Origin of the sequence: Sporanaerobium hydrogeniformans (genome assembly GCF_002735925.1) — a bacterium.
Classification (GTDB): domain Bacteria; phylum Bacillota; class Clostridia; order Lachnospirales; family Cellulosilyticaceae; genus Sporanaerobium; species Sporanaerobium hydrogeniformans.
Window position 1 is genome coordinate 15,147 of the sequence record NZ_PEDL01000031.1, and the last position, 13,535, is coordinate 28,681.

Sequence of the window (13,535 nt, forward strand, 5' to 3'; positions counted from 1 at the left end):
ACCGGGAATTCTCTGAAAAAACCTTTTCATTTTACTTTTTCTCTTCATCGCTTTAAAGTGTAATATTAAACACATTCTATAGTAAGGCAAGCTATACTGTCAAGTGTATTTTAAATTTTCTATCTAATATTTTTTATATTACCTATTTCGCCCTGCTTATAAAGAAGTAAATAAAGCACTCCTATCCCAATAAGCAGAATGGCTGTACATATACTACTCCCTTCTACCCCAAATACACCACCTGTTATGAATTCATTTCCCGCTTTGAACTGTAAATGCATTATACTGCCTCCCCCTAAACTTAATCCACTTACTGGCAAACCCAGCAAATTACCTTGGGTAAAGTTCCACGCGCTATGAAAGCCACATGCCCCCCAAATATCACCTTGTTGCCAATAATAGAGTGCAAAAAATAAACCTGCTAAAATAATATTAATAAAACTTATAATAGTGATTCCTTGATTGCCTAAATGAAGGATAGCAAAATAAGAAGAGGATAGCATTAGAGCCAAGCTAACACTTGCTTTCTCTCTTAACTCTTGAAACATATAGCCTCTTACTAAAAGCTCTTCTGAAGCCCCCTGTATGCCCCAAGCAAGTACCATAAGTAAAAAAAGGTGCCTATTTTCCTCTGTAATCCCTACAAAATGTAGCGTACCATATCCTAGCCCCACTATTATAAGTCCACTGATTATTAGCATAACAATCCCCATAACCCAACCTAATAAATAAGAAGCTATAAATCCCTTTCTAAGAGGAAGTCCTAAACTTCTAAGTCCCCTCTTCTCTTTTATCCATAGGAAAAGAGTTGCTATAAGGATTACACATGCTGAGTTTACTGCTAATTGCAAGGAAACTAAAAAAAAATCCTTGCCCCCTTTGCCAATTTATAAAAGGATAGAGGAAAGTAATTAAAAATTGTCCTAGAATCCCTCCTCCAACAAGAGCTAAAAAGGGAAATAAAATACAAAAAAATAGTGTCCCTCCACTTAGAGTTTTCCTATCTTTTTTTAATGTCTTCATCCTTTTTCCTCCTATAATAAATGAGAGTGTACCTCTAAGTTTTGCCTATGATGTACACTCTCATACTTTACTATTTGCTTCCTTCTAAGGAAGTATTTGTCTTAGAAGACTCTCTATCTTCTAGCTTTTCATCACTTTTTTCAGTTATCGTATATTCTTTTGCATCTATTGGAGCTTCTGGTACTTGTTTGTAAATAGCTATAAATGGGTATTTGTTGGTTTTTTCATAGTTTACTTCATAGCCAAAGGCTTCTGCTATAAAACGGGCTGGATAAAGGGCCCTTTCATTATACACTTTAGGTGCTAAAGTAAGCTCTTTTTTTTCCCCATTAACCAGTACCTCTTTTTTGCCTATAAATAAAGTAATGCTTGTACTATCCTTTTTTAAAGTAGCTGCTTTTTTATTGTCATCCCACTCTACTTCCATCTTTAAGGCTTCTGCTAAACCTCTTACTTCTACTAAAGTCGTTCCCTCTTCTACTAAACAATCTAGATAAACCACACTATCCTCTTCAATTAAAAACATATATGTACAAATAGGGCAGTCTGCTTCATGTCTCTCTTCCCTTGGTAAAGTTCTATCTACTATTTGACAGTTACAAATAGCTGCTTGTACACTTGTTGTAACAAGTAAAAAGGTAAAGAAACTTATTAATATGTTTTTTTTCATTCATTTCCCCCTCTTCTTTTTATTTTTACATTATATAATACTCTATCTCTATAATATATACATTAAAAATATTTTTACCCATGTTTAATTTATTTGTAATACTAAATCTATTTATTCCCTCCTGTATCTTGATTTTACTTTATTATAACAGCAGAAAGTCTTATCTACAATTTAATAAGTCATTCTTAATGAGTCATTTTCATTACAATTCTATAGAACAAACATTCATTTATTAAATAGTAAAAGGCCTATGAAACTCCTTTAGATTTTCCAGTTTCATAGACCTCTTATTCATAGGAACTTATAAATATTAGTTATATACTATAAATCCTTTTTATACGCTAACATCCTTTTTAACTTGTTTACTTCTATAAATAGGATAAAAGTATTTGACTTGTACCCTCTACTTTATAATTGGCCTTTTGAGCTGGTATAAAAAGTGTCTCTCCCTTAGTTGCTTCAAGTATTTCCTCACCTAAAGTTATCTTTACATCACCTTCAAGGATAAGAAGGGCATGGAAGGAAGTCTCATCTACTCTCAGCTGTGCCTGTGTATCTACTTCTATAAACTCCACATTGAAATAGTTGCAGCTTGCCAGTTGTCCCCTTTTGTAACCTTCATGTATCTGCATTTCATAAGTCACATGACTCTTGTTAGCGGCTTTTAAGTTTGTTACTTCAACAGCTTGTTTTACATGAAGCTCTCTTGGCTTTCCATCTCCCCCTACTCGTCCATAGTCATATACACGATAAGTAACATTGGAGCTTTGTTGTACTTCTGCAATCACGAGACCTTTACCAATAGCATGCATAGTTCCTGGTTCGATAAAAAAAGTATCACCCTTTTTTACTTCTACGTAGTTAAGCACCTCTGTTAAAGTGTTATTTGCAATATAAATTTCAAACTCTTCTTTTGTAATATCCTTTGTAAAGCCATAAACAAGCTGTGCTCCTGGTTCCGCTTCTAGCACATACCACATTTCTGTTTTTCCCAAGTCACCTTCATTAGCTATGGCATAGGCGTCATCTGGATGTACCTGTACAGATAAATGGTCTTTGGCATCAATAAGTTTTATAAGAATAGGTAATTCATCTTGCTGAGCTGCTTTCGTACCTAATAAATTACCCTTCTCTTTAAGATACTCAGTTAATGTAATAACTTTCCCTTCCCCCTCTTGCAAAGTACAAGGACCATCCTTGTGAGTAGATAACTCCCAACTTTCTGCAGTAATCTGTAAAGTAGTCTTCTTTCCATAAAGCTCTTTTAACTTGTTCCCGCCCCAAATATAGTCTTTAAAAGCTGGATTTAATTTTAACATTTGTAACCTCCTAAATATGTATCTACTAAATAGCGCCTCCAAATAGGTGCTTTGGAGACGCTGTTATGAATCTTGTATTAAATATGAAGTAAATCTTTAATCGCTACCACAAAAGTGTGTACTTTATCTGTTGCATCTTGACTTGTTTTACCTACTACAGAAGCATAAATTTTAATTTTAGGTTCTGTTCCAGATGGCCTTATAACAAACCAACTATTATCTTCTAAAATGAATTTAATGACATTAGATTTTGGTAAATCAATGCTCTCGATACTATTTTCTTGCTTATTATAACGTTGTGAAAGTTTATAGTCCTCCACAAGTTGTACTTTTACACCACCTACTTCTGTAGGTAAATTATCACGAAGATCTGCAATCATACTTGTAATCTTTTCTTGCCCATCCTTACCTTGCATTTCAATAGAAATAAGGTCTTCTTTATAATAACCATGCTTTTCAAAGAGGTCTTGAAGTGCTTTGGCAAGATCTTTACCTTGTTTCTTATAATAAAGAGCCATTTCAGCAATAAGCACAGCTGCAATAACTGCATCTTTATCTCTTACAAAACCACCTGATAAATAACCATAGCTTTCTTCAAAGCCAAGCACAAAGTTATTAGAGCCTGTCTGCTCAAATTGTTCAATTTTCTCACCTATATATTTGAACCCAGTTAATACATTCATAAGCTGTACACCATAGCTATCAGCTACTGCTTGAGCCATTTCTGTGGTTACAATTGTTTTAATAATAGTATCTTTATCGGTTAAGATACCCTCTCCTAATCTCGCATTTAACATATAGTCCGTAAGGAGTACACCTACTTGGTTACCTGTAAGAACCTTATAATCGCCACTCTCTTCTTTTACAATAACCCCAATTCTATCACAATCTGGGTCTGTTCCAAAAATAAGGTCTGGACCTATTTCTTTTGCCATTTCCACAGCAATATTAAATACTTGGGGATTTTCTGGGTTAGGATAAGGTGCTGTTGGGAAATTACCATCTGGAAGCTCTTGCTGCTTAACGATATGCACATTTGTATAGCCTAAGTTTTTAAGCATCGTACGTACTGGTATATTTCCACTACCATGTATAGGAGTATAGATAATGTTAAGCTCAGAAGCATGCTTCTTTACAAGGTCTTTACGAATAACAAGACCTGCTACTTTTTCATAGTAAGCCTTATCTACTTCTTCTCCTATATAAGTAAGTAGCCCTTTTGCTTCTGCTTCATCTAGTTCTATCATTTTAATATCTCTAAAAATATCTGTCTCATCGATGTAATTTAAGGTTGCAGCTGCAGCTGCATCTGTAATTTGTCCACCATCGCTACCATATACTTTATAACCGTTGTATTCCTTTGGATTGTGGGAAGCAGTAATAACAATACCTGAAGAAGTCCCTATATGCCTTACAGCAAAAGAAAGCATTGGTGTAGGACGAAGGCTCTCATAAAGATATACCTTTACACCATTAGCAGCTAAAACTTTAGCAGCTGTCTCTGCAAATGTAGCTGAGAAATTACGTGAGTCATAAGCGATACAAGCACTTGGGTTTTCAAAAGATGCTACTAAATATTTAGCAAGTCCCTGTGTTGCTTTTGCTACTGTATAAATATTTATACGATTTGTACCCGCAGCAATTTTACCTCTTAAACCACCTGTACCAAACTCAAGGTTTTTATAAAATCTATCTTCAATCTCTTTTTCATCTGTAAGCTCTAATAATTCTTTTTTAATTTGTTCATCTATGAGTTTACTTTCTAGCCACATATTATAGACTTCTTTATAGTTCATGTATATACCTCCTATTTTATGCAACATTAACAATGCATTTATTCTACCATTAAATGTCTATGCATGCTATACCCCCACCTAATGATTTCACAAATAGTATATTATTTAACTAACTTTTATGGATTTTTAAGTTAATTATTCTAATTCTTTATCTGATGAACTTGGTTCAAGTGCACGACTTCTTATAAAATTCATAATAGCATTGCATTGAGTTTGTATATGCTTAGAAGCGATTTGAGCAGCTTTTATCTCATTTCTAGCTTTTAAAGCGTCTAAAATCTCTAAATGTTCTTTATGAACAGCTTTATTGTCCTCTGCATTTTTTAAATAGGTAATACGATAACGATTGACTTGTTCTCTCACATTATTAAAAAGCTGGATAAGCTTATCATTATCTGTGGCATTAAAGATAGTTTCATGAAACTCTACATCTTTTTGTACCATCGTTTCAATGTCATTTTCACGTACAGCATACTCATATTCAGTGATAGCTAACTGTAATTTCAAAAAAGCACGGTCGTCCATCTTTTTACAAGCAAGCTTTGCCGCTAACGCCTCTAGCGCTGCTCTTACTTCTAAAACATCTAGTATATCCTTTTCTGTGAACTGTGCTACCTGTGCACCTTTTCGAGGTACCATCACAACAAGTCCCTCTAATTCAAGCTTCCTTATAGCTTCTCTTATAGGTGTCCTACTTACTCCCAATTTTTCCCCTAATTGAGTCTCCATTAATCTTGTTCCTGGCTCTAATTCACCTCTTAATATCGCCTTTCTAAGAGTCTGAAAAACAACATCCCTAAGTGGTAAATATTCATTAATTTTCATGCTATCTGTTATTTCCATCTGAACTTTCCCCTTTCTTACTCTCCTATTTTTCTTCAGTATCTTTCCTATTTAAACCATTTGCATAGGTACTTGTTATATAGACTTCCCTATAATTACAGTTCATCTTAAAATAGTTAGCTGCTCGTACAGCAGCTTCTTTGGTTTCAAAAATACCAAAAACTGCTGAGCCACTTCCGCTCATCATAGCACCTAAGGCACCTTCCTTCATGAGCTTAGCTTTAATTTCTTCAATCACTGGATGCATTGGAATAGTCACTGTTTCAAGCACATTAACCATTTCATTTGCAATAGCCTGTATATTACCATTTTCTATATGCTTAATCATCTGAGGTGTATTAGGATGTTTTTCAAGTGATTTGTAATCTAAATTTTTGTATACTGCTGCTGTTGACACACTAAATGGCGGCTTTACAATAACAAGAGGAACATAAGGCATGGGAGATAGAGGTGTTAATTCCTCTCCTATCCCTTCTGCTAAAGCAGTTCCTTTTAATATACAAAAAGGTACATCTGCTCCTAATTTTAAGCCTATTTCCATCAAGCTTGCTTTAGTAAGCTTCGTGCCGAACAGCTTATTAAGTCCTATAAGCGTGGCTGCTGCATCTGTACTTCCACCTGCTAAACCTGCCCCTACAGGAATACGCTTTGTGATCTCAATGGCCACACCGCCTTGTATGCCTGTCTCTTCAAAAAAGAGCTCTGCTGCACGATAAGCGATATTTTTTTCATTTGTTGGGAGCCATGCATAGTTTGAAGATAAGCGTACTCCCTGTGCTTTGATTTTACGTATATATAAAGTATCATATAAACTAATGGATTGCATAATCATTTGAAGGTCATGGTAGCCATTTTCTCTTTTTCCAACTACGTCTAATGTTAGGTTAATTTTAGCTCTTCCCTTTAGTATAATTGAATTCATACCTTTCTCCCTTAACTTGCTAGTATTTATTTTATTATAAACGTGTACAAAACATAAAGTCAATAAAAATGTATTCCATGTATACAAAATGCAAATGCTCCTTTGTATTTTTCTAATAAAATACAAGTGACCCAAGACTTATCACCGCTATAAGTCTTGAGTCACATGCATTTTATTAGAACTTTACTTTTTTTAAAATAATAAGCTTCTGCCCAATATGTAATACATCGGGTGTATCAATTCCATTTATTTCTTGAATATCTTTAACTGTTGTATTAAAGCGTTTTGCTAAATCCCAAAGTGTATCACCTTTTTTAACTTGATAAACAGTCATACTAGGATAGTTCGCTAATTCTTCTTTTGACATATCCTCAAGACCAATATCCTCAAGAACACTGACATTCTGCATATTGTAAACCTCTGCCAGACAATTAAGGATGTACTCAATGACTATCTCCTTTTTATTTTGGGCATATACTTTGACATCTGAAGCTGTCACACGTGGCATAATAAGCGATTTATTAGTAATACCTTTTACTTCTAACTCTTGTGTGAACGGAATCATACTAACAGATGTGTCAATGATGTTGCCTACTTCATTTGCAGTATAGATAACCTTCACTTCTAAAACACCTTTTAGTGTCAGCTTGTCATCTCCAATTACCTTCTCTTCAACAGATGGCTTCATAAGAACACAAAATATTTGATTATTCTCAGGAGTAAAGTTTTCAATAGAAATAGCTTCTTTTTTAGGTACACTTACCTGCATCCTGTCTTGAAGATTCATATAATCTAATTGTTTATCCTTACTCGTTACCTTTTTGCCTGGACAGTGTACATCAGAGATAATAGTCTCAGCATTCTTATTCAGCTTGTAATATTTAGCACATATGATAAACTCACATTCAATAATACGGTCTTCTCCGTCATAGTCTGGTGCTACCTTCATATAAGAAGGTGTGGCTTGCAATGTGCAATCCCAGAACATTTCTCCCTCATTTTTAGGTAAGCTGATGCTCCCTTGAAAAGGTACACGATTATTTACAACTTCTACCGCATCTTCTTCACCTTCTGTTTTATACATGGTAGCTACTTCTAGCATACCATTATAGAGAATCTCTGTCTCAGTACGTTTTACTTGTTCTTCTATGATCTGTATATAGGATTTAAGGAGTTCGTTGATACTAGGTTTCGTTTGAGGAACCGTTAAATCCTCTTTTACAATAATCTTATCTTCCTTTACATCTGAAGGTGTTGTAATTTCAATAACCTCTTCTTGAGTTTGGATAGGACTTTCTGTATTAAGGTCAGTAATAACCATCGTCTCTTTTGTACAAGTTGCTGCTACACAAATTTGAATGATTGCTTTTACATTAAGCTTTCTTTCATTTAAAATATTATAGCTCATGTGTTCAATATTGTATTCAAACTCTACTCTCTGATCCTTTGTTACACCATCAAGTATGACAAAGTCCTCTACAGGAATATTGCCTTTCATAGTATAAACACACCTTGGTTTGTTTTCGTTAGCATAGAGTACACATACTTCAATATTCCCTCTATACATAATTCTATCGTCACTTACGTCTAATTGATCCACTGTCATCTTGCCGTCTAGCTGGAGTACCTTTTGCATGTCAGGCTTCCCATCTGGTACGATAATGTCCCGCTCTTTTATGACTTGAACTACTTCCCGTTTTGTCATTTCATCAAGTGTAATTGGCTTTTTTATGAGTTCTAATGACATTTGACTTTCCCCTCCTATAGCATTTATATATACAAGTGTATGTATACATAGTTGATAAGATGCTCTTTTCCTTGAAAATTGGACTAACTATCTCTAGTTTTATATATATTCCGTCCCCCCCTGTAATATTCCTAAATAGGCATGGTATTTCCTATATATTGTTGGAGTCTTTTTTCAAAGTCCTGTTTGGTATCTTTAAATAAAGGCTTCTTTAATTCTTTCTCTATTTCTTCTTCTGTTAATTCTTCAATATTGAGTTTTTTATCTTCTACTATTCCTTTTTGGGAACTGTTTTCTACAACGGGTCCTCCCTTCCTGCATTTACCTACAATTTCATAACCTCCAAGCCCATTAAATTTAGTAATTGTATTTTCTAATGCCTCTTCAATAGGAAGTACTTTATAAAATGGACAGTGGGCGACCTTTTCTACAATAAACACAGGGTCTAACGCATGAATAAGTACACGATTAGGTGATGCGGCAAAATCAGCTCCTGCTGCTAAAATTCCTTCAAAGAAGGACTGGCATGCACCTGCAAAAATAACAAGATCTCCTCTATATGCTCTTGCTCTTTTTACTGACTCAATAAAATAAGAGGAATTACGATACTCGTTTACATCCAATAAATTTTTACAATGTTTATTAAGGGAGTCATGACCTGTTAATACTAAAATATCGGGTGAGTACTTCTCAAGTAAATAACGAATCTTCTTAGGCTGTTCTGCTTCATGAACATGTTCACCAATAACAGGGATATCTAAGCTATGATAATACTTAAGACATAAATTAAGATAAAAGGCATCTCCATCTATATGAAGAACGGTTCCTGTCTTTTCAAAGCGTGGATTCTTTCCTTTTTTAAGAGATTGTCTTTCTTCTATAATTCGTGCGACTACTTGCTGCACTTTTTCCATGATATTATTTTCTTCATTTGTGAAACGCATTCCATCTGCTAATTCTAAATCTGCAAGTGGCGCATCTGCTTCTATCCTATAAGATATCCCCCTTAACTTTGCAATTTGATTAGGTGCCAAGTAAGTTATACGAAATAATATATCTTTATTATAGGATTTACGAACCACATAATCTCCCACACCAAACATAAACTCACACCCCTTCTGGGCTCATTTATTATTATGTGTATTAAAGTTTTAGCGGTCTTATTCTTATTTTTGATTAAATTTCATAATAAAAAGGCTACTCTAAGAAATTAGGAGTAACCTTTTTATTATGAAATTTAATTATTTTATTTACTGTGGCATTAAAACATAGAGGAAATTATTTTGTGTACCCGTGCTATCTAGTAAAATGTTCGCTGTATGATTTTGATACCCCTCTTTTTTAAGAGTAATTGCATAGTCTCCTAATGGAAGAGTCATTTTCACTGGTGTTTGTCCTTTATATGTATCTCCAACGTATACGGCAGCGCCTACAGGATCACTAGAAACTGTAATGGTATATTGAGTATTAGAGGAATTTACTTCCTCCGGTTGTTGGAGAGTCGTTCCTGTATCTGCTTTTATTTGCTCTAAACTAACTTTTAGATCATGGCTTTCATTAGTAAACTCTAGTTCCTTTGTCCAAGGCTTATAGCCCTCTGCTTCAATATTTACCGTATGCTTACCTTGTTCAACCGCAAGTATTTCCCCTTTAGTATAAACCTTATCACCAATACGTACAGTATAGTCTGCCTCTTGATTAGTAACAGTTAATTTAATTGTACTCATTGCCTTGGGTGTATCTGTAAGATCAATCTTTGCTTTTTCTCCTGCCTCAATAGTAATATCCTTTGTGACAGTCTCATAACCTTTCATAATAATAGTAATCTTATGCTTACCAGGTTCTATACTAATAGGTGCTATTACTTCTTTAAGAGGAATCATCCGTGTGCGATCAATCTCAAGTATACCATCAGCAGTAGGTAAATTAGTAATTTCTATACTTGCTGCACTCTTTAATATACGAATACACCAAATAGTATCCTCTACTCCCACCACCTTCACAACATCATGTTCAGTAATAAAATAAGGGCTTGATTCTGTCTCCTCCTCACCAATTACCAAAATATCCTTTGTAAATGAATAGTCCTTATTATTAATAGTTATCTTATTGTCTGATGTATTAACCTTTAATCCACTTATATTATTCTTTTCCCATGCCCTATTTGTTAAGCTCACAGAAAGAATACTTTCTTTTTCAGGTTGATACACAATCTCTACAATACTTCCTTTTTTAATTTGGCCTAGTGGAATAGCCCCTCCATAGCTATCTGTTAATGTTGTGGTTAAATCTAGCTCTCTTTGAAAGCTCTGCATTTTCTCAATATCAAAAGCAATAATTTCTTTATCAGTAATGGATTCAACTAAAGCTAATATTGTAGAGCTATATTGCACATTAGGTCTTTCTTCCTTTTTTAAGCTTTCTGGTTGCACAGTTAATTGCCCTTCATTCTGATTTATAAAATATTTAATGCCTATGAACATGGCAATCATTAACACACTAAGTCCTATTATAGAAGTAATAATCATACTTGTTACAAATGCTTTATTATTCTTCCTCACCTTACCCCTCCTTATAAAATAAGTTGTCCCACAGTTTTATTTTAAACACTTGCTTTCAAATGTCAACAAACTTCACAAATACTAAAAAAGTCTGACTAACTTTTTATAGTTAATCAGACTTTTTATTTACCAAGAATGAATGATTTTTACAGCTTTCAACTCATTTTCTTTATACAACATCATATTTTGCCACTTTTGTTCAAACATACTGTAGTTCCAACGTCTTTTAGAATTTATATAGCGGCTACAAATACTATTATACTTCTCAGGGTAAATAAGCATTGCCTTTAAAGCTCTAAAATCCTCTTGAGAAATAGGATTATATTTATCATATACACGAATCAAATTGTAGAGAAGCTGTATATCCCAATCATTCTTCTGCATAATCCTTGCTAGGATAGAAGCTAAGTCTACCATTTGTATATCATAATTACAGCTATCTATATTACTCATTATATAAACCCCATCAGGTGTTTTATTTACAGTATGATACGTATAGTCTCTATGTGCTACCATTTTATCCTGTTTTACCTTTTTAATAAGTACTTCTCCAAGCTTTTTATCCATCTCTTCAAGAGCTAACTGCTCAAGTGCTATATAATCGTCACTATATTTTAGAAAAAGAATCTCAAACATGGATTTTTGTTTTAAAGTTGTCATATTTTTTTTGAGCTTAGCATTTTGTGCTATTCTCTTACAATAAAAATCATAAAGATTTTTTATATTCATGCCTTCTACATCTCTTACTTTACTGTCTATAAAAACAGCTGCCTTATGAAAATTAGCAAGTACCCAAATGGTATGCATTAAGTCTTTTTCATCCTGGAAGTCTGTCTCATCACACTCAGCATATCTTTGTAAAATATAGGTCTGTTCACCTTGTTGGGCATAAGGAGTTTTTTTTTCTTGTGGCTACTATCCTACTCATATTTTCAAACCCATGGGCATAAAGCTGCGTATCCACTTCAAAATCAAAGAGGATTTGTTCCTTGGGTACATCTATCCTTCTCAGCAAAAAGAGTCCTTTATTGGTCTCTAAATAATAGTTACTTCTTATATATTGATATTTTTTAACCGTTAAATCATATTGTGCCACTAACTCCCTATTTAAAGTTCTCACCTTTGCACCCCTTTTCATGCAATCATTCTCATCACCTACATTTAGTTCATTCTCGTCTTTTTATTTATATGATATATGTCAAAAAAAAATATCTATTTTCTATTTTATTTTTATTTATTTGGAAACAACTTTATACTTTTCTATTTATAGGGGTATGCTATAATAATCATATTATGCAAAAACATCTATTAGTGAGGTAATACCTATGCAACGTAAAGGTTGGCTCGTTCCCATTCTTGTGTTTTTAGTTTCTATTATTTGTCTATTATTTTACCAAAGAAGTAACGTACAGGATTCTTTTGCAACTACAACTAATCTCCCACCTATTCTTTGGTCTAAATCCCCTGCTGATTTTACAAAGCTTACTTATTCCGAATTTGGTCTTAACTTTGAAGCCACAAAAACAGAAGATACATGGAAGCTTACAGCACCCGTAAATACACCTGCAGATGCTCTCTATATTTATAACATTTTATCCTATTTTAGTACCCCAGCATTCATTGAGGCAATAGATATTTTCGGCAATAATCTCCTAGATTATGGTATTGATGAATCTTCTCCTACTCTTACACTCTATGAAGGTGAAAAAACCTACTCTCTTGTTCGAGGCTATGCTATTGATGCTAATCATTACTACGTTTATTCACCAGCCTCTAATGCCATTTATAGCATGGAAAAATCCGGTTTTGACAGCATCCAAACAGATCTTAATGTATGGCGCGACAAACAACTCCTTTCCTTTAAAAAGGATGAAATAAAAGATATTGTTTTGAATCTTGAAGGAGAGCTTTTTACGATTATACCGGATGTTCAGGGAAGTGTTTTAAAGTTTACTAGCCCTGACGTTTCCTCCAATGTTGCTACAACCCTAGTTGACTTTTTACAAAGTGCTCAAATCAGTAACTTTATTACAGATAATATGACACCTACTCTTGGTGAAATCTATGGAATTACCCAGTCCACTCACTCTATTACCATTCATTTAAAGGACGGAAAAAGTTTTTTACTCACTCTTGGAAATGTTAACGAAGTAGAAAACCTCTGTTATGTGCAAGTCAACAATACTCCGTCCATTGTAAGTATCCCTTATCTTAATCTATCAGGTTTTATAAAAGAAACGCCTGCAGAGTCTACAGAAGAACCTGCCATTAAGTAACTTCACAAAAGGTACCATTCTCAACAAGCTATCGCCCTGTTTAACAATACTAAGTTTTAAGGTACATAATGGTTTCTGTTGTGAACTATATAGTCTAAATTTCAGTTTATGGAGGTTTTTTACACATTAGACTACTAAAAGGAAAGGGATAGGGGGTATTCTTAGGGGCCGCAAGTAAGGGAGCTCTTCACCAGCTTCTCGGTCCTCGGATGGGTAAAATCTAAGTTCAGTCCAATAGGCTAACGGTCCTACCTATCACAAGAAAGGCACTTGTGATAACGTCCCTAAAAACAGCCTATAGGACTTCTCTAAGATTTTACATCCATCCTGTGGAGGAAGCTTGCGAAGAGCTCCCTTACTTGCTAGCCGAAGCTTTAT

The 13,535-nt window shown here is 34.2% G+C and carries 13 protein-coding genes and 1 other annotated feature (1 of these 14 only partly in view); of the genes, 1 reads left to right on the forward strand and 12 read right to left on the reverse strand.

The genetic code is table 11. The features are described from left to right. Window positions 1–57 (reverse strand) — a binding site (T-box leader) (it extends 202 nt beyond the left edge of the window). A gap of 62 nt (window positions 58–119) precedes the next feature. The 12 genes from CS063_RS16170 to CS063_RS16225 form a co-directional block, all read right to left on the reverse strand. Then, window positions 120–701 carry a CPBP family intramembrane glutamic endopeptidase gene (locus CS063_RS16170; protein ID WP_180270837.1) on the reverse strand — a complete coding sequence of 194 codons (582 nt, stop codon included), beginning with the start codon at window positions 699–701 and terminating at the stop codon, window positions 120–122. A gap of 70 nt (window positions 702–771) precedes the next feature. Beyond that, on the reverse strand, window positions 772–1,023 hold the full coding sequence (locus CS063_RS17740) for a hypothetical protein (protein WP_099450727.1): 252 nt from the start codon (window positions 1,021–1,023) through the stop codon (window positions 772–774). 70 nt (window positions 1,024–1,093) lie between these two features. Then, a complete protein-coding gene (locus CS063_RS16180; RefSeq protein ID WP_099450728.1) occupies window positions 1,094–1,693 on the reverse strand; it encodes a copper amine oxidase N-terminal domain-containing protein in 600 nt (199 codons plus the stop codon). 368 nt (window positions 1,694–2,061) lie between these two features. Next, on the reverse strand, window positions 2,062–3,012 hold the full coding sequence (locus CS063_RS16185; protein ID WP_099450729.1) for a type I phosphomannose isomerase catalytic subunit: 951 nt from the start codon (window positions 3,010–3,012) through the stop codon (window positions 2,062–2,064). A 77-nt stretch (window positions 3,013–3,089) separates the two neighbouring features. Further along, entirely contained in the window at window positions 3,090–4,808 is a 1,719-nt protein-coding gene (locus tag CS063_RS16190) for a phospho-sugar mutase (protein WP_099450730.1), read from the reverse strand. Between the two features lie 135 nt (window positions 4,809–4,943). Further along, window positions 4,944–5,651: a GntR family transcriptional regulator gene (locus tag CS063_RS16195; protein WP_099450731.1), complete on the reverse strand. Its 708-nt coding sequence runs from the start codon at window positions 5,649–5,651 to the stop codon at window positions 4,944–4,946. Between the two features lie 25 nt (window positions 5,652–5,676). Then, window positions 5,677–6,573 (reverse strand): 4-(cytidine 5'-diphospho)-2-C-methyl-D-erythritol kinase, encoded by an 897-nt coding sequence (gene ispE, locus CS063_RS16200; RefSeq protein ID WP_099450732.1) that lies wholly within the window; start codon window positions 6,571–6,573, stop codon window positions 5,677–5,679. A 175-nt stretch (window positions 6,574–6,748) separates the two neighbouring features. Then, window positions 6,749–8,320: a DUF3794 and LysM peptidoglycan-binding domain-containing protein gene (locus CS063_RS16205; protein WP_099450733.1), complete on the reverse strand. Its 1,572-nt coding sequence runs from the start codon at window positions 8,318–8,320 to the stop codon at window positions 6,749–6,751. A 131-nt stretch (window positions 8,321–8,451) separates the two neighbouring features. Further along, a complete protein-coding gene (yabG, locus tag CS063_RS16210; RefSeq protein ID WP_099450734.1) occupies window positions 8,452–9,423 on the reverse strand; it encodes a sporulation peptidase YabG in 972 nt (323 codons plus the stop codon). Between the two features lie 147 nt (window positions 9,424–9,570). After that, a complete protein-coding gene (locus CS063_RS16215) occupies window positions 9,571–10,881 on the reverse strand; it encodes a PEGA domain-containing protein (protein ID WP_099450735.1) in 1,311 nt (436 codons plus the stop codon). 126 nt (window positions 10,882–11,007) lie between these two features. Then, window positions 11,008–11,688 (reverse strand): protein kinase family protein, encoded by a 681-nt coding sequence (locus CS063_RS16220; RefSeq protein WP_099450736.1) that lies wholly within the window; start codon window positions 11,686–11,688, stop codon window positions 11,008–11,010. A gap of 67 nt (window positions 11,689–11,755) precedes the next feature. Then, the gene (locus tag CS063_RS16225) at window positions 11,756–12,001 is read right to left on the reverse strand and encodes an aminoglycoside phosphotransferase family protein (protein ID WP_143452482.1); all 246 of its coding nucleotides are present in this window, start codon (window positions 11,999–12,001) and stop codon (window positions 11,756–11,758) included. 205 nt (window positions 12,002–12,206) lie between these two features. On the opposite strand from CS063_RS16225, the gene CS063_RS16230 reads away from it, so the two are divergent. After that, window positions 12,207–13,157 (forward strand): DUF4340 domain-containing protein, encoded by a 951-nt coding sequence (locus tag CS063_RS16230; RefSeq protein ID WP_099450738.1) that lies wholly within the window; start codon window positions 12,207–12,209, stop codon window positions 13,155–13,157. Window positions 13,158–13,535 lie beyond the last annotated feature (378 nt).